Genomic DNA, 17,281 nt, shown 5'->3' with positions numbered 1-17,281 from the left:
TCAGGGCCTGACAGTCGCGGGTCACCGCGCCTCGTCGCGGGCGGGCGCGTGCGCCGGCTCGTCGCGAGCGGTCATCTGTGCGCGGTCTTCGGCGAAGTGCTCGCCCCATCGGTCCATGCGCTCGACGATGCCCCCGAGGCTCCGTCCGAGATCGGTCAGGCTGTACTCCACCTTCGGCGGAACCTCGCGGTAGACCGTGCGCCGCACGATGCCGTCCTCCTCGAGCTCGCGGAGCTGCCGCGTGAGCGTCCGGGTGTTCGCGAGCGGGACCAGCCGCCCGAGCTCGTTGAACCGTCTGGTGCCCTCCAGGAGGTGCTTCACCAGGGTGAGCTTCCAGGTGCCACCGAGGACGGACACCGCCACCTCGACGGGGCACACCTCCATGGCTCGCTGCACCGGCAATCGCATGCGCACCTCCTGACCAGTGGACAGAAATGTCCGTACTTCCCCTATCGTAGGCGTCGCGTGACCATGGGGTCATGTCGAATCACACCGAGAATGACACCGCGGCTTCGGCCGCACCTCGAGGGCCGGGGCGCGCCGGCCGGCCGACCCGGCCCGCACGCTCCGAACCCGGCGACGCGGCCGACGGCACCGACGGGACGCGGACGGTCCTGTGGGTGAGTGCGCACCCGGAGCCGCGTTCGCTGAACGGCGCGCTGCGTCGCGACGGGATCGCCCATCTGCGCCGGCTCGGACACAGCGTCATCGAATCCGACCTCTACGCCATGGAGTGGGATCCCGTGCTGCGTCCGCGCGACGGCGGCCGTGTCGAGCGGCCCGGCGCCGACACCGCGGGCTGCGACGAGCCGCCGGAGCGGTTCCGGGTCAGCGCGGATACCCGCCAGGCGCTCCTGACCGGGAGGCAGCCGGCAGATGTCGTGCGGGAGCAGGCGAAGCTGGAGCGGGCCGCTGCGATCGTGCTCCAGTTCCCTCTGTGGTGGTACGGGATGCCTGCTCTGATGAAGGGCTGGTTCGACCGGGTGTTCGTCAGCGGGTTCGCCTTCGGCACCGATCCCGAGACCGGGCGGCGGCTGAGATTCGAGCAGGGCCCGTTCAGGCAGAAGCGGGCCCTGGTGGTCACCACGCTCGGAGACCGGCCACACGCGATCGGGCCGCGGGGCAAGTCCGGGGAGCTGCACGAGCTGCTGTTCGGGCTCCTCCACGGCACCTTCGCGTACACCGGGATGGATGTGCTGAGTCCGTGGGCGCTGCCCAGTGCGGACCGGATCGAGGACACCGCGCCTGTCCGTCGGAGCCTGCGGACGCGGCTGGACGGCCTGTTCACGGAGGCCCCGCTCCCCTACCGGCCGCAGTTCACCGGTCAGTACACGCCGGAGTGGGAGCTGGCACCCCATGTGCTGCCCGGACAGTCGGGGCTGAGTGTGCACCTGGACGAGCCGGCCTGCGGCTGCGGGTGAGCACCGGCCGGCCAGGGCCGCGGCGCCGGGAGCGGAACCCTTGCCGTCCGGCCGCGGCGGGTGTTCGCTACGGGGATGGACGACGAATCTTCCCGCGAAACTCCCCGCCCGCACCTGAGCGGCTGGATCGGGGTCGTGCTCAGCGCCCCGAGGGCGCAGCCTCTCGCGCACTTCTACCGTGACCTGCTCGGGTGGCCGCTGCATCAGGACACGCCGGACTGGTGCACGATGCAGATCCCCGGCGCCCCGGCGAACCTCGCGTTCCAGAGCGAGGAGCACTACGCGCCTCCCATGTGGCCCGCAGGTCCCGGGGACCCGCACATGATGCTCCACCTCGACATCGGGGCACGCGACCTCGAGCAGGCCGTCGCCGCAGCTCGGGAGCTGGGAGCCACCGTGGCCGAGTTCCAACCACAGGATGATGTCCGTGTGGTGCTGGACCCGGCCGGGCATCCGTTCTGCCTGTATGTCGACGGCTGAGGCTCGGTCGACCACGGAGGCTCAGTCCCGACCGGGCCGCTCCATCCACGGCGCATCGGCCGCTCGCAGCGGTGGTACGGGAGCGCCAGTGGCGGCGAGGGTCCGCTGAGCGTGCAGTGCGAGGACACCGGCGATGGTCGTCGCGTTGGTGAGGCGTCCCTCCAGCACGGCCGTGACCGCCTCGGCCAGGGGCACCCAGCGCACCTCGATCTCGGCTTCTTCGTCGGTGCGTACGAACTCGCCCTCCTCCGTCAGCGCGGTGACGCCCGTGGCGAGGTAGACCCGGATCACCTCATCGCTGCCGCCGGGGCTCGGCCGCAGGTCCACCAGTGTCTGCAGGTGCGCGGCGGCGTGTCCGGTCTCCTCGGACAGTTCGCGCGCGGCGCCGACGTGAGGCGCCTCGCCGTTCACATCGAGCAGACCCGCCGGGATCTCCCAGAGCGTGTGGCCGACGGGATGGCGGTACTGCCGGATCAGCAGCACTCGGTCCTGGTCGTCGACGGCGAGCACCGCGACCGCCCCGGTGTGCCACATGTACTCACGCTGGAACTGCACCCCCGGGGCGAACTCGACGGTGTCACGGACGATGTCCCACACCATCCCGGAGTGGACCCGCTCCCGCGCCGAGACGGGGCGGGAGCCGGGCTCGTCGGCCAGGGTCATCGGGTCAGTCCCGGTCGCCCGCGGCGGGCGCGGGCTCGTCGGCCGCCTCGCTCGATTCGTCCGTGACCGGCTCCGGCTCGACCTCGAGCAGACGGGTGGCCTTCTGCAGGTCGAGCGCCGCGCCGATGAGCCCCGCGAACAGCGGGTGGGCGCGGGTGGGCCGGGACTTCAGCTCGGGATGTGCCTGAGTGCCGATGTAGTACGGATGCACATCCGTGGGCAGCTCCACGTACTCCACCAGAGAACGGTCCGCCGAGACGCCGGAGACGACCAGGCCGGCCTCCTCGAGCTGTTCACGGTAGGCGTTGTTGACCTCGTAGCGGTGGCGGTGGCGCTCGGCCGCCCGCGTGCTGCCGTAGGTGCGGGCGGCGAGGGACCCCTCGACCAGCGTGTGGTCGTAGGAGCCCAGGCGCATGGTGCCGCCGAGGTTGCCTGCGCCGGAGACGATGTCGGCCTGTTCGGCCATGGTCGCGATCACCGGGTGCTCGCAGGCCGGCTCGAACTCCGTGGAGTGCGCGCCGGCCAGGCCCAGCTCGTGCCGGGCGTATTCGATGACCATCGACTGCAGGCCCAGGCAGAGGCCCAGGGTCGGAATCGAGTGGGTGCGGGCGTAATGCAGCGCACCGACCTTGCCGTCGACCCCGCGGATCCCGAAGCCGCCGGGGACCACGATCGCGTCGACATCGCGCAGCTGCTGGTGGGCGCCGTCCTCGGTCTCGCACAGATCGGCCTCGACCCAGCGGATGGACACCTTCGCCGAGTGATGGAAGCCGCCGGCGCGCAATGCCTCGGTGACCGAGAGGTACGCGTCGGGCAGGTCGATGTACTTGCCGACCAGGGCCACGGTCACCTCGTAGACCGGGTGCTGGACGCGCTGCAGGAGGGACTCCCACTGGGTCCAGTCCACGTCGTGGCTGAGCAGGTCGAGGCGGCGGATCGCGTAGGCGTCCAGTCCCTCCCCGTGGATCACCAGCGGGATCTCGTAGATCGACGGCGCGTCCGCGCAGGTGACGACGGCGTCGATGTCGACGTCGCACATGGAGGAGATCTTGGCCTTGACCGAGGTCGGCAGCTCACGGTCCGCGCGCAGCACGATCGCGTCGGGCTGGATGCCGATCGAGCGCAGGGCGGCCACGGAGTGCTGGGTCGGCTTGGTCTTCAGCTCCTGGGAGGGGCCGATGAAGGGCACCAGCGAGACATGCACGAAGAAGACGCTGTCGCGGCCGATGTCCTGGCGGACCTGGCGGGCGGCCTCCAGGAACGGCTGGGACTCGATATCGCCGACGGTCCCGCCCACCTCGGTGATGATCACGTCGACGTCATCGCCGGCCTGGGAGCGCATCGACTCCTTGATGGCGTTGGTGATGTGCGGGATGACCTGCACGGTGTCACCGAGGTACTCGCCCCGGCGCTCCTTGGCGATGACGCCGGAGTAGACCTGGCCGGTGGTGACGTTCGCGTCGGCGGTGAGGTTCTCGTCCAGGAAGCGCTCGTAGTGGCCGATGTCCAGATCGGTCTCGGCGCCGTCCTCGGTCACGAAGACCTCTCCGTGCTGGAACGGGTTCATCGTGCCGGGGTCCACGTTCAGGTACGGGTCCAGCTTCTGCATCGTGACCCGCAGGCCGCGGCTTCGCAGCAGCATCCCCAAGGAGGAGGCGGTCAATCCCTTGCCGAGGCTGGAGACCACTCCCCCGGTCACGAAGATGTGTTTGGTGGTGCCGGGGTTCCGGAACGGCTTGGCCGAGGCGGCCTGGCCGATCCGTGGAATCGGGCCGGTACCGGAATGGGGGGTGCTCACGTTGCTCTCTGCCACGGACCCCCAACCTACCATCGGCCCTGGTTCAGGGCCAGGACATCGCCCAGCTGGTCGATCATGTCACCTGCGGTGGGCAGCTCCCGGGCACGACGGCGTGAGGCCTGCTCAGCCCGTTCTCGCAGCTGCACGTCGCGGTGCTCGGCGATCGCGGACGCCAGGGCGGGCGCGTCCCCGACGGGGACCAGCCGAGCAGCGGACCCGGTCACCCAGCGGGTGCCGCCGGCGTCGGTCGCGACGATCGCGCGGCCGGCCCGCAGCGCTTCCTGCAGAGCGACCGGCTGGCCCTCCCACCGGGCGGCGGAGACGACGAGGTCCGTCGCGGCCAGCAGACCAGGGATGTCATCGCGCCTGCCCAGCAGCTGAACCGGCAGGCGCTCGGCGCGGATCCGGTCGCGGAGTTCGCTCTCCAGCGGTCCGTCGCCGGCCACACGGATCCGCACCGGGGATCCCTCGCGGAGCAGGGCGGCAGCGCTGAGCAGGTCGTGCAGGCCCTTCTGCTCCGCCAGGCGCGCGATCACCAGCACGTCGAGGGGCTCTGCAGCCGCCGGATCCTGCTCGCCGCCGGACCCAGCAGTCTCGTCGAGCGGAGGAGCGCCGCCAGGAGGGGCGTCGACAGGAGGGGAGTCACCAGGAGGGGCGTCGCCGGGACGAGCGCCGCCAGGAGCGGTGCCGCCAGTGGGGACTCGCGTCGGGGCGGGGATGACGGCGTGGCGGACGTCCCGGGCCCCGGCGCGCCGGGCGTCCTCGGCGAGGTCGGGGGACACAGCCAGAACCGTGTCGGCGCGGCGGGCGAGGACCCGCAGCAGCGCGGCACCGACACCCCGAGCCAGGAGCGAGCCGACGGTGCGGTTGTGCAGAGTGACCACCAGGCGCTGCTCGCGTCCCCGGGGCATGGCCAGAGCGCTCAGCGCTCCGGCTCGCAGCCCGTGGGCGTGGACCGCCGACGGCACCGGGGCGGTGCTGAACGAACGGTGCAGTGCGCGCACCGCGCGGAGGTCCGCCAGCGGCCGGGGCCGTTCTCCGATCCGCGCCCGGGCCTCGCGGACATCGTGGCCCGCCCGGGTCAGCTCCTGGAGCTCCTGGTCGACATGTGCTGCAAGACCTCCGCTGGCCCGAGGCCTGACCAGGACCACGGTCGCGGTCACGGCGTCATCTTCCCGGCTCCGGTTCCGCGCCGCATGCGGGAGATCACGTCCCGCACCAGCGGCGGGTCAGCAGCGGCCATCACGGCGCCGGCGAGCAGCGCGGCCACGACCCCCGCGGCGAGCCCGGACAGCACGGCGCCGACCTCGCCGGTCTCGGTGGTCACCAACCACTTGGCGATCAGCATCCCGGGGATGCCGCCGGCCAGAAGTGCCACCGGCGCCAGGACCGCCATGCGGCGCACTCGGGGAAGGTCGCCGCCCGGCTCGATCACGTCGGCGATGCGGCCCAGTCCCACGAGCGCCGACAGCGCCATGCCCACGGCGATCGTGATGCCGAAGGCGGTGGCGGCCTCGGCGGCCGAGCGGGTGGGACTGGGGATGATCAGGATCAGGATCATCACGGCAGCGATGCCCCAGCCCACCGACCCGACCAGCAGGGCGTCACGGGCGCGCAGCGCGGCCGCCAGGATCCGGGTGCACTGGGTCGCGACGGCGAAGCCGGCCAGCCCCAGTGCGAAGGCGGCGGCGGTGGACCCGACGCCGGCCGCGCCGGAGCGATCCACCAGGCGGAAGAACTGCTCGAGCGCAGGGGCCCCGGCGAACAGGACCGCAGCACCGACCACGGAGACGATCATGACGGTGCGCACCGAGGCGGAGGCGACCCGGGCGAACCCGGTGGTGTCGCCGACCAGCCGCATCTCGGAGAGATGGGGGAAGACAGCAGTGACCAGCGGCACCACGAGGATCGCGTACGGCAGCAGGTACAGCGCCTGAGCGTACTGGAAGACCGGCAGGGTCCCGGTGCCGCCGGCGCGCATCGCCAGCAGCAGGACGATGGCGAGCACGGCCTGCTGAGCACCGACGGCACCGAGACCGGCACCGCCGAGTGCGAGGGCACGGCGCCCGTAGCGCGGCGGCATCGTCAGTGCCGGGCGCACGCGCAGCCCGGCACGCAGCGCCGCGATCGCGACCGGGACAGCCATCGCGGCGACCCCGGCCGTGGTCCCCCATCCCAGCCACGCGATCGCGCCGTCGCCGATCGTGGTGGTGGTGGCGACCGGCGGCACCAGCCATGCATAGACGCGGTAGGAGCCCATCACCACGAGCGAGGAGATCAGCGGCATCATCGCGGGCCACAGGAATCGCTTGCGGGCCTGGAGGTACGCGCCGAGCACCACCGAGATCCCGTACAGCGGGAGCTGGACCGCGAAGATGCGCAGCAGGGTCGCTCCGAGGTGGACGCCTCCGGAGCCGGTGTCCTCGCTGACCAGCAGCAGCTGGGCCAGGGGCTCGGCGAATCCGATGACGATCGCTGCGAGCACGACGGTTCCCAGCAGCGTCCACGTCAGCAGCACCGAGACGATCCGGTCGGCGCGGGCGGCTCCGTCACGGCGGTCCCGCCGGGGCGGGAGGTCGTCGTCGGCGCGGGTGGGCACCGGCACGGGCATCCCGGCTCTGCCGGGGCCCTCGTTCGGGCTCCTGTCAGCGGGGCCGTCACCGGGGGCGTCGTCGACCGCGTCGGTCCCGTCGATGCTGTGCCCGGAGGCGGCGCCGCTGGCAGCACGATCGTCGGAGTCCCGCTCGGGGACGAGGCCGGCGATCAGCGGGACCACCACGGCGGCGAGCGCTCCGCCGGCGATGATCTCGAACAGCACGTTGGGCAGCATGTTGGCGGTGGCGTACGCGGTGCCGACGTCACCGGCGCCCACGCTGGCACCGAATACGAGGTAGCGCACGAACCCGGCGATCCTGGCGAGCACCGTGATCACCAGGATCAGTCCGGCGCCGCGCAGCACGGCTCCGGCGATGCCAGCGGGCGCCGCGGCAGTCGAGTCGGGATGGCCCGTGTGCCCAGGATGCGACGTGCTCATCGTGCCTTCTCCTCGGCGTCGGGCTCGTCGTCCGCTCCGCGGGGCGCAGCGGGCGCGGACGGCATGGCGCTGCGGCGCCCCAGCCTGTCCACGGCACGCAGAGCCGGGGTGGATTCGATGACGGCGCTGAAGCTGACCTTCTCGCTGGTCAGCGTGAGGGCGACGACGGCGACGAGCAGGACGGCCCTGGCCGGCTCCGGGAGGATCCGCGTCGCAGCGGTGCCGACGGCGGCTCCCAGCACGTTCGCCCCGGCGTCGCCGAGCATGCCGTGCTCGCGGACGTCCGCCGGGAGCACCAGCAGGCCGGGGACGAGAGCGGCGAGGGCCAGGGCGCGCCCGGCTTCCCCCTCCGTGCCGGCCCGTGCGGGACGGGCCGCCAGCAGCGCGGCCGCGGGCAGCACGGCCTTCAGGGCGCGGCCAGGTCGCAGGTCCAGCAGGTTGGCGAGGTTCGCGCAGCCGGCGACCAGGGCTCCGTCGATCGCGATCATCACCGCTGACCGTGGTCGCGGAGCTGCGGCGGCACCCGCCATGGCGAGCACGGGGATGCCGAGCGCCTTGGCGGCTCCGGTGGTCAGCTGCCCCTCCCGCAATGCGCCGAGGTGCCCGCGAAGCCCCTTGGAGACGGTGCGGCCGGCACGGCGCAGGCGCGGCTCGAGCAGGTCGTCGGCAAGCCCCAGGGCGCCGATGCCGGCGAGCACGGCGGCATCGGATCGGCGCCGGCTCCGCAGTGCCAGCGCGCTGGTCCCGGCGATCACGAGCACTCCTTCGGCCAGGCTCACGGCGCGACCGGCGAAGTTGGTACGGCGCAGCTCCTCGCGGAGCGCTGTCTGCACGCTGCGCAGCCGCCGCGGGCCCGGGGGCGCCGCAGGATTGCCCGCGCTCACTCCGCTCCCCCGCCGTCCGAGGGTGTCGGGCCCTCGCCGCCGCCGGAGTCCTCCCCGACGCCCTGCGTCTCGGGCAGGGCAGGGAGCCGATCCTCGGCGTCCGCGGTCGTCCCGTAGGCACCCGCCCCGCCGCGGACCTGCTCGATCAGGGCGAGGACCGACAGCACCGGCCCGTCGGCCTCCTGGAGCCGGTCGGTGGTCGAGATACTGTCGTATACGTCGTCGCCGCGGACGGTGCGCAGGATGCCGGTGGTGGCATCGTTGCCGGGGGTCGCGGCGGAGACCACCGCGGGCATGCCCGTCCCGGCGAGCGCTCCCAGCAGCGCGGTCTGCGAGGAGAGCAGACTCTGAGCACGCTCGGTGGCGACCGCGTCGTCCTCGGTCCCGCCGGTCAGCTCCTCGGGCGCGGCACTGGCGTACAGGGCCGCATCCACCTCGGCCGGCGCCTCGCCGTCGACCGCGACCAGCTGATGATCCGTGAGGACCTGCCAGAGCTGATCGCGCAGCTCGGGAGTGAGCTCTCCGGTCGCCGGTGGGCTCAACAGGGCCACGACCACCGCCGAGAGCTGCTCGGAGGAGGTCGACCCGTCACCGAGAACGCTGGGAGCGATGTCGCGGATCTCCTCGATGGCCTCACTGCGCTGCTGCTCCTGATCGGGTTCCCACAGTGCGGGCTGAAGATCGATCTGCACCGTGGAGGCGGCACCGGCATCCTCGAGCAGCGCCGTGATGCGGTCGATGCCGGCGCGGGTGGAGGCGTCGTCGGTGAGCACGGCCACCCGGGTCCCCGTGAGGGTGTCGTCGACCAGGTCGGGACCGAGCTCGGTGATGAAGGAGGCCAGCTGGTCCTTCTCGGTCTCGAGCTCGTCGGCCTGCGTGCGCAGGTCGTCCTGTTCCGTGCGCAGCTGCTCGACCTGCTCGGCCAGCTGATTGCCGAGGTTCTCGCGCAGGGGGCCGGCGCCGAGCACGATCCCGACGGCGAGCGCCAGGAACACGGAGATCAGCGAGACGAGGTGATAGCGAAAATCGATCACGGGGTCGGGACCCTCCTACGACCCGGTGGCCCGGGGTGAGAACAGCATGGTGAACCAGGACAGCATGGCATCGAGCCGGGCGCCGAGGATCTGGACCAGCGCCTGCCCGCCGGGAGTGGCCCAGAGCGCGACCGCGAGGGCGGCGAGCCCGGCCAGCGCCAGCAGCACCAGCTGGAACGTCGAGATCCTCTGACGGTACAGCCGCGAGACGCCCTTGGCGTCGACCAGCTTCGAGCCGATCCGCAGGCGGGTCAGGAAGGTCGAGCTCATGCCGGCACGGCCCTTGTCGAGGAACTCCTCCAGGGTGCCGTGGGTGCCGACGGCGACGATGACGGAGGCGCCCTTCTCGTCGGCCAGGAGCATCGCGATGTCCTCGCTGGTGCCGGACGCGGGGAAGAGGACCGCTCTGGGTCCGAGACCGAGCTCCTCCAGCCGGTCGAAGCCGGGCGCACGGCCGTCGCGGTAGGCGTGGACGACGAGTTCGGCTCCGCTGCGCAGAGCCCGGTCGGAGACGGAGTCCATGTCGCCGATGATCATGTCGGGACGGAAGCCGGCCTCGAGCACCGCGTCGGCGCCGCCGTCGACGCCGATGATGATCGGCCGATTCTCGCGCAGGAAGGGCCGCAGGGTCGCCAGGTCCTCCTTGTAGTGGTAGCCGCGCACCACGATCAGCACGGGTCGTCCCGCCAGCTCGGTGCGCACCTCCGGGGCGCCGATCCCATCCAGCAGCAGATCGCGCTCGCGCAGCATGTACTCCATGGTGTTCTCGGCGAACAGTTCGAGCTGTTCGGACAGCCCGTCGCGTGCGACCTCGAGGGAGGCGGCGACCGTCTGCTCGTCCTGCGCGGTGCCGCGTGCGATCACGGTCTCCCCCAGCAGCACCGCTCCCCCGCTGACGGTGATCGTCCGCCCCTCGCGGAGGTCTTCGAACACGGCGGGGCCGAGGTTGTCGACCAGCACGATGCCGGCCTCGACGAGGATGCGCGGCCCGGCGTTGGGGTAACGGCCCGACGTGGACGCGGCGGCGTTGAGGACGGCTGCGGGGTGGCGTTCCAGGAGTGCCTCGGCGGCGACGCGGTCGATGTCCTCGTGGTCGATGACCGCGATGTCACCGGCCTGGAGCCGCTTGGTGAGGTCCTTGGTCCGTTTTCCGAGCCGGGCGGTGCCGGTCACCTCGGCGGCGTTCATCGGCGGGTCCCGGCGGAGGCCTGTGCGCCGGAGGCGACGGTGCCCGCCTCCTCCAGCAGTTCCTCGGCGTGGGCGAGGGCGAGATCCGAGGTGTCGCCGGCGAGCATCCGGGCCAGCTCGCCGATCCGGCCGGCGCGGTCCAGGGTCTCGACGGTGGAGCTGGTGGAGCCGTCGACGGAGGATTTCACGATCTGCAGGTGGGTGCCGGCGTGCGCGGCGACCTGCGGCAGGTGGGTGACGACGATGACCTGGGCGTGCTGGGCCAGGCGAGCCAGACGCTGACCGACGGCCAGGGCCGCGCGGCCGCCGATGCCGGCATCGATCTCGTCGAAGACGAAGACCGGGGCGGCGGTGCGATCGCTGCGGGAGGCGGACAGCGCCACCTCGAGGGCGAGCATCACGCGGGAGAGCTCGCCGCCGGAGGCTGCCCTGGCGACGGGAAGATGGTCGGCCCCCGGGTGGGGCGCCAGCAGGATCGCCACGGCGTCGCGGCCGTGGATCCGGTGCGACTGCTCGCCGACATCGACGCGGATGGCCGCATCGGGCATCTCGAGGTGGCGCAGCTCCTCCTGGACCGCGTCGGACAGCTCGCGGGCCGCCGCGACGCGGGCTGCGGTGAGGGCGGCGGCCGCCTCGTCGAGCTCCGCCTGGGTGCTCTCCAGCTGCTCCGCGGCCGCGGCCCGCTCCTGATCCGCGCCGTCGTAGCGGTCCAGATCGACCGCCGCGCCGCGGGAGGCCTCCAGCAGTGCGGTCACATCCTCGACCGGAACGTCGGGGTCCGAGAGCACCGGCGCGAGGTCGCGGATCAGGACGGTCAGTTCGTGCAGCCGCTCGTTCGCCTCCTCGAGCCGCCCCGGGGAGGCGTCGATGTCCTCGGCGTAGCGAGTGAGCTCGGCGGCGATGTCGGACAGCTCGATGCGGGAGGCCTCGAGCCGCTCGACCAGGGGCGCGAGCGAGTCGTCGGTGCGGGAGGCCCGTCCCAGTGCCTCGGCGGCGACGTCGAGCAGCGGCCCGGCGGCGGGTGCGTCGTCGTCGGCGACCAGGGCGAGCGCGGCCTGGTTCGCGGCGGCACGCAGTTCGCCGGCGTTGCCGAGACGCTCGAGCTCGGAGCGCAGGGCGGCATCCTCGCCGGGCTGCGGATCGGCCTGTTCAAGGCGCTCCAGGGTCTCGCGCAGCACCGTGGCCCGTCGATCGCGCTCGCTGAGCAGGTCGTCGAGCTCGGCGAGCCGCTCTGTCAGTGCCGAACGCTCCCGCCAGAGCTCGCGGTGGCGCTCGAGCAGCGGCTCGATCTCCTCCCGCGCGAAGCGGTCCAGCGCCTCGCGCTGGGCGTCGGGGTCACGGAGGCGCTGCTGGTCGGACTGGCCATGGACGGTGACGGCGGTGCCGACGAGCCGGGCGAGGGTTCCGATGGGGACCGGGGCCCCGCCGATCTGGGCGCGGGAGCGGCCGTCGCGGGTGACGCGGCGCACCACCAGCACCTCGCCGTCCTCCTCCTCGGCCCCGAGGTCGTCCAGAGCGGCCTCCAGCTCGTCGTGCCCGGCCAGGGCCAGCGTCCCGTCGACCGTGCTGGCTTCGCGCAGGCGGCCGCGTTCCAGTCGTCCGCCCAGGAGCATCGTCAGCCCCGTCACGATCATGGTCTTGCCCGCACCCGTCTCGCCCGTGAGCGCGGTGAAGCCGGGCCCGAATTCGAGGGTGGCGTCGTCGATCACGCCGATGTGGCGGATCCGCAGGGTGGAGAGCATGGTCGGCCTCAGCCCCCTCAGCGCGTGCGAGGGCCGCGCCCGCGCCAGCCGACCACCGGCAGCTGGAACTTCTCGACGAGCCGGTCGGCGAACGGGGTGGCGCTCAGACGCACCAGGCGCACCCACTGGGCCGACAGCCGCGCTTCGACGCGGGCGCCGACGGTGACGTCCACGGTGCGACGGCCATCCAGGGTCAGCACCGCATCCTCGCGGTTGTCCAGCGTCATCTCGATCGCCGCTTCGGAGGAACGGCCCAGCACCAGGGGCCGGGAGAACAGCGCATGCGCGGCCAGCGGGATCAGCAGCATCGCGTCGACCTCGGGCCAGATCACCGGTCCGCCGGCGCTGAAGGCGTACGCGGTCGAACCGGTCGAGGTCGACAGCAGCACGCCGTCGCAGCCGAAGGAGGACACGGGGCGGCCGTCGATCTCGACCGCCACCGAGATCATCTTCTGGCGGTCGGCCTTCTCCAGCGAGGCCTCGTTCAGGGCCCAGTGCTGGGCCAGGGGGTGGTCCTCGGCGTCCAGCACGGTGATATCCAGCGTGGAGCGCTTCTCGATCTCGTAGTCGCCGTCCAGGAGGCGGGAGACGGTGGTCGCGAGGGCCTCCGCCTCGCTCTCGGCGAGGAACCCGACGTGGCCGAGGTTGACCCCGTGGACGGGGACATCGGCGTCGCGGACCACTTCGAGCGCCCGCAAGATGGTCCCGTCCCCGCCGAGGACGATCCCGAGCTCGACGAGGTCGGCGGCCGAGAGGGCATCGAGCACGTCGACCTCGCCTCCGGTGAGGACGTCCAGCAGTCCCTCCGGGGCGACGTCGGCCGGCAGCGCCTTGATCTCCTCGACCTGGTCGTCGATCACGATGCCGCGCACGCCGCGGGCTGTGAGCTCCTGGAGCACGGTGAGCATGGCGCCGAGAGCGGCGCGGCGACCGGTGTGGACGTAGAGGAGGAACCGTCGCATCCTGGGTCAATCCTCCTGGGTGGGGTGCTGGGTGCCGCGATGGCGCGGCTGATTCCCGCGCACGGCGGTCTCGATCATGTCATAGGCATCCGCGTCGAGGGCGCAGGTCACGCCGCTCGGCTGCAGATGCAGGAAGTACTCGCGGTTGCCGTCCTGCCCGGGCAGGCCGCTGGGGCCGACGGCCAGCAGCGCCAGACCGGCCGCCGCGGCCGCCTCCGCGACGCCGCGGACGGCACCGGCCCGGGCGGCCGGGTCGCTGACCACGCCGGTGCGGGGAAGAGCCTCTCGGCCCACCTCGAACTGGGGCTTGACCATGACCAGCAGATCTCCGCCGCGGCGGACGACCCCGCCCAGCGGGCTGATCACGGTGCGCAGGGAGATGAAGGAGAGATCGGCGACCAGCAGGTCGACGGCGGTCCCGATCAGCGCCGGGGTGAGCTCCCGCACGCTGGTGCGATCGCGCACGATGACCCGCGGGTCCTCGCGCACGTGGTCCGCGAGCTGATCGTGGCCGATGTCGACCGCGATCACCTCGGCGGCACCACGGCGCAGGAGGACGTCGGTGAAGCCTCCCGTGGACGCGCCGGCGTCGAGGCAGCGCGCACCCGTGGGATCGAGGCCCAGACCGTCCAGCGCGCCGGCCAGCTTATGGGCGGCTCGGGAGGCGTACTCCGTGCCGTCGGGCACATCGACGACCTCCAGCGCCGCGCCGGTGGCGACGGCGGCGGATGCCTTGGTGGCCGCCCGGCCGTCGACGCGGGCACGGCCCTCCTCGATGATGCGGCGGGCGTGGCTGCGGGACCGGGCGAGACCGGCTGCGAGGAGGGCGACGTCGAGCCGCTGCCCGCTCACCGGTCGCCGGGGCGCTGCTCGATGCCGTGCCGGTCCAGGAGGCGCCCGGTCCAGGCCGCGTCCGCACGATGCGCGCCGAGCAGGGCCAGGACGGCCCGCAGCACTCGCGGGTCCTCGGAGTCGCCGCGCAGGATGATGTCCCCGTCCTCGCCCCAGGCCGCGCTGACGGCGCCGCAGCGGGCCCGATCACCATCCACGACGGGCAGGGGGAAGGGGGCGTGGAGCTCGGAGAGGTCGGGGAGGATGAAGGTGGGTCGCCGTACGGGGTCGGCCCGCAGAGCCGATTCGATGCCGTCGACGCCCGTCAGCACCAGCAGCGAATCCATGCCGGCGCGCACGGCGCCCTCGATGTCGGTGTCCAGGCGGTCCCCCACGATCAGCGGCCGACGTGCCTCGTGGTCCTGGGCGGCGACGGTGAACATGCCCGGTTCGGGCTTGCCCGCCACATCAGGGTCGGCGCCGGTGGCATGGCGCAGGGCCGCGACCATGGCACCGTTACCGGGTGCCAGACCGCGTTCGGTGGGCAGGGTCGCGTCGACGTTGGTCGCCATCCAGGAGGCGCCGCGGCGAATCGCGTAGGCGCCCTCGGCCAGCAGCGGCCAGCTCAGGTCCGGTGACCACCCCTGCACCACTGCGGCGACATCGTCCGTGTCCTTCTCGACCGGGTCCAGGCCGACCTCGCGGATCTGCTCGGCGAGGCTGGCTCCCCCGACGACGAGGACCTTCGCGCCGGGGTCGAGACGGTCCGCGAGCAGGCGGGATGCCACCTGCGGGGAGGTCACGAACTCCTCCGGCCGCGCCGGGATCCCGACCTCGGCCAGGTGCTCGGCGGCCTGCTGCGGCGTCCGTGAGGCATTGTTGGTGGCGAAGACGAGCGTGCGTCCGCCCTCCCGTGCCCGTTCCACAGCTGCGGCGGCGTGCGGAATCTGTTTCGCGCCGTGCATCAACGTGCCATCGAGGTCGAACATCAGCACGTCGTAGAGGTCCAGCAGCGACGGGTCCGGCATGCGGGTCACGCGCGCGCCTCCGGGCCGCTGTTCGGAGTCGCACTCAGCACGCGGCCCGAGCCACTGTCGGACTCCGGGCGGTCGAGCTCATCGGGCTCCGCTCTCTCGCCGTCGAGCCCGTCGGTCTCCGCGCGGTCGCCGTCGAGCTCGTCGGCCTCGTCGGCCTCGACGGCCTCGACGGCCTCGACGGGTCCAGCCTGTGCCCCGTCCGCGTCCGCGTCGGAGTCGTCGGTGACGCTCTGATCCGCATCGAAGTCGTCGGTGCCGCTCCCGCCTGCGCCGGAGTCGTCGATGCCGCTCTCGTCGGCGTCAGAGGCTTCTGCGCGGTCGTCGCCGGCATCAGAGCCGTCGTCGGCGTCGGGATCATAGGCGTCGAGAACCGCCACCTCCTCGTCGTCCTCCCACAGGGGATCGGCGTCCGGGGTGGGTACCGCACGGCCCAGACGCTCGGCGGCGTCGGTGAGGTGCTCGGTGTCGGCGTCTGCTGCCAACGTCAGCCAGCGCTTCGCCTCCTCGTGACGGTTCGCACGGTCGAGCAGATCGGCGTAGGCGACCCAGAGGCGCACCTGCCAGCGGCCGTCGACCTTGTGGCGCAGCGCGGGGATCTCGAGCGTGCGCAGCGCGGTCTCGGTGTCCCCGATGTCCGAGTACGCGCCGGCCACGACGATCATCAGCTCGATGGCTGCGTGAACTCCGAGTTCGGAGGCATCGTCCGACGCCGCGATATCGAAGGCACGCTCGGGCCGGCCCATCCCACGCTCGGCGTCGGCGATCATCGGAAGGATGTCGGTGCGGCCGGTGATCCGCAGCGATGTGCGCAGTTCACGCACGGCCGTACGGTAGTCGCCGTAGCGGTAGGCGAGGATGCCGTACATCTCGCGGACCCCGCCGATGCGGCCTCCGATGCGGGCTGCGAAGCGGGCGTGGGCCTGGGAGGCCTCCGGATCGCTGTCCTCGAGCAGGTAGGCGGCGACCATGTGCTGGGAGACGCGCTCGGCGGTCTCGCGGCTGAGCCCCCGGAGCTCGTCGCGGATCTCCTTGTCCAGCTCCCGGCCGGTGATGCCCGGGGGGATCCGAGGTTCGAACGGGCGATCCGCGCGTGCTTCCTGCCCTGGCCGCGAAGTGCGGCGGTCATCCCGCGGGCGGTCGCCCTGCCGTGACGACGGGCGACGATCGCCCTCGCCGGAGCGCGGGTGCCGGTTCCCTGCGGATGAGCTGCGACCGTCCCGCTGGTCGGCGGATCCGGGGCTGTACCGCGAGCCGGCCGGACGGCCAGGACCATCACGGCCATCGCGGCGCTGCGCACCGTAGGGGCGGACGCCCCCGGAGCCGCGATCGCTTCCACGACGCTGGTCGGAGCCGCGACCGCCATCACGACGATCGGAGCCACGGCGAGCGTCGGAGCTGCGGTTCTGGTCCCGGCGTGCCGGGTCTCGGCGATCCCGACTGCGGTCGCCGGCGGGGCCCCTGCGGCCCGGTTCGTCCGCGCCACGGGGCCGGCCCTCACGCTTCGGGGCGGTGGACCGTGCGCCGTCGCTCTGGGAGCTGCGAGAGGTGCCTCCCCGGCTCGCCCCCTGAGAGCGCGAGTTCCAGTCCCCGGAGCCGCCCTGCGGACGTTTCCGGGCGCCGGGCGAGCGGTCGCTGCGCCGCTGGCTGTCCCGGCTGCTGCCGTACCCGCGGTCGTCCTCGCTCTTGCTGTCCTCAGCCACGTAGATCGTCCGTCTCTTCTAGCTCGCCCTATGCCCTTATCGAACACCCAGCGTATGCGACCCCGTCCAGGAGACCGGGCAGTAAGCCCACCATCCGTGACTGCTCTCACGAGCTCCACCGGCCCTTTGATCGTACGCAGTTCCTCGAGATGCAGACGGTCACAAGGGCGGTTTCGTGCAGCGCCGCACGCGAGCGGACGGCTCCCGGAACGGGCACGACGTCAGGGACATGGGGCCGCCACAGCGACTGCAGAACGTGGGAACGCTGCCCGGGTCGGGGTCGCCCGCCGTGCAGTCGGCGGCGGCGTCAGACGGACGGACGCGTGCCGGCGCGATGAGGATCGGCCGATGCCGTCGCCGCCCGGAACCGCTGCGGGGGCGCCTGACTTGATGCACGGTGATGTCGCTGGCGAGCTATCAACCCGTTGACCTGGAGGTTTGTGGGTCGAGGTGGGTGATTCGGGATACTAACGGGGTGGCGTTCGTGCGGAAGGTGAGGACCGGGTC

Annotated in this window: 15 protein-coding genes; 2 read left to right on the top strand and 13 right to left on the bottom strand. The window is 72.5% G+C overall.

From position 1 onward, the window contains the following. Positions 1-21: 21 nt before the first annotated feature. Positions 22-408, bottom strand: coding sequence for a winged helix-turn-helix transcriptional regulator (locus tag ACFQS2_RS11200; protein ID WP_377020112.1), 387 nt, complete (start codon positions 406-408; stop codon positions 22-24). A gap of 71 nt (positions 409-479) precedes the next feature. Here ACFQS2_RS11200 and ACFQS2_RS11195 point away from each other — a divergent pair, with 71 nt between their 5' ends. Together ACFQS2_RS11195 and ACFQS2_RS11190 are read left to right on the top strand one after the other, a co-directional pair. After that, positions 480-1,421, top strand: a complete 942-nt coding sequence (locus tag ACFQS2_RS11195) for an NAD(P)H-dependent oxidoreductase (protein WP_377020113.1) — start codon at positions 480-482, stop codon at positions 1,419-1,421. A gap of 75 nt (positions 1,422-1,496) precedes the next feature. Continuing rightward, on the top strand, positions 1,497-1,901 hold the full coding sequence (locus ACFQS2_RS11190) for a VOC family protein (protein WP_377793824.1): 405 nt from the start codon (positions 1,497-1,499) through the stop codon (positions 1,899-1,901). A 21-nt stretch (positions 1,902-1,922) separates the two neighbouring features. Here ACFQS2_RS11190 and ACFQS2_RS11185 read toward each other — a convergent pair whose 3' ends face one another. The 12 genes from ACFQS2_RS11185 to ACFQS2_RS11130 are packed head-to-tail and all read right to left on the bottom strand — an operon-like array spanning position 1,923 to position 16,042. Continuing rightward, a complete protein-coding gene (locus ACFQS2_RS11185) occupies positions 1,923-2,564 on the bottom strand; it encodes an NUDIX domain-containing protein (protein WP_377793823.1) in 642 nt (213 codons plus the stop codon). A 4-nt stretch (positions 2,565-2,568) separates the two neighbouring features. Further along, a complete protein-coding gene (locus ACFQS2_RS11180; RefSeq protein WP_377020116.1) occupies positions 2,569-4,395 on the bottom strand; it encodes a CTP synthase in 1,827 nt (608 codons plus the stop codon). Further along, positions 4,389-5,525: a glycosyltransferase gene (locus tag ACFQS2_RS11175; RefSeq protein ID WP_377793822.1), complete on the bottom strand. Its 1,137-nt coding sequence runs from the start codon at positions 5,523-5,525 to the stop codon at positions 4,389-4,391. The genes ACFQS2_RS11180 and ACFQS2_RS11175 overlap by 7 nt, the downstream gene beginning before the upstream one ends. Further along, positions 5,522-7,396 (bottom strand): murein biosynthesis integral membrane protein MurJ, encoded by a 1,875-nt coding sequence (gene murJ, locus ACFQS2_RS11170; protein WP_377793821.1) that lies wholly within the window; start codon positions 7,394-7,396, stop codon positions 5,522-5,524. The genes ACFQS2_RS11175 and murJ overlap by 4 nt, the downstream gene beginning before the upstream one ends. Further along, the gene (locus ACFQS2_RS11165; protein ID WP_377793820.1) at positions 7,393-8,229 is read right to left on the bottom strand and encodes a hypothetical protein; all 837 of its coding nucleotides are present in this window, start codon (positions 8,227-8,229) and stop codon (positions 7,393-7,395) included. Before ACFQS2_RS11165 ends, murJ begins: the two co-directional genes overlap by 4 nt. 47 nt (positions 8,230-8,276) lie before the next feature. Continuing rightward, on the bottom strand, positions 8,277-9,314 hold the full coding sequence (locus tag ACFQS2_RS11160) for a copper transporter (protein WP_377793819.1): 1,038 nt from the start codon (positions 9,312-9,314) through the stop codon (positions 8,277-8,279). 15 nt (positions 9,315-9,329) lie between these two features. Further along, complete coding sequence (steA, locus tag ACFQS2_RS11155) at positions 9,330-10,502, bottom strand: putative cytokinetic ring protein SteA (protein ID WP_377020121.1); 1,173 nt, start codon at positions 10,500-10,502, stop codon at positions 9,330-9,332. Further along, entirely contained in the window at positions 10,499-12,244 is a 1,746-nt protein-coding gene (recN, locus tag ACFQS2_RS11150) for a DNA repair protein RecN (RefSeq protein WP_377793818.1), read from the bottom strand. Before recN ends, steA begins: the two co-directional genes overlap by 4 nt. Positions 12,245-12,261: 17 nt before the next feature. Then, the gene (locus ACFQS2_RS11145) at positions 12,262-13,206 is read right to left on the bottom strand and encodes an NAD kinase (RefSeq protein ID WP_377020123.1); all 945 of its coding nucleotides are present in this window, start codon (positions 13,204-13,206) and stop codon (positions 12,262-12,264) included. 6 nt (positions 13,207-13,212) lie between these two features. After that, positions 13,213-14,058: a TlyA family RNA methyltransferase gene (locus tag ACFQS2_RS11140; RefSeq protein WP_377020124.1), complete on the bottom strand. Its 846-nt coding sequence runs from the start codon at positions 14,056-14,058 to the stop codon at positions 13,213-13,215. Then, positions 14,055-15,065 (bottom strand): HAD-IIA family hydrolase, encoded by a 1,011-nt coding sequence (locus ACFQS2_RS11135; protein ID WP_377794171.1) that lies wholly within the window; start codon positions 15,063-15,065, stop codon positions 14,055-14,057. The genes ACFQS2_RS11140 and ACFQS2_RS11135 overlap by 4 nt, the downstream gene beginning before the upstream one ends. Positions 15,066-15,070: 5 nt before the next feature. After that, positions 15,071-16,042, bottom strand: coding sequence for a hypothetical protein (locus ACFQS2_RS11130; RefSeq protein WP_377020125.1), 972 nt, complete (start codon positions 16,040-16,042; stop codon positions 15,071-15,073). Positions 16,043-17,281: the final 1,239 nt, after the last annotated feature.

This window comes from Brachybacterium sp. GCM10030267 (assembly GCF_042666875.1).
Taxonomy (GTDB): domain Bacteria; phylum Actinomycetota; class Actinomycetes; order Actinomycetales; family Dermabacteraceae; genus Brachybacterium.
Note: the sequence above shows the minus strand (reverse complement) of the source record. Positions and strands in the feature narration are given on the sequence as shown.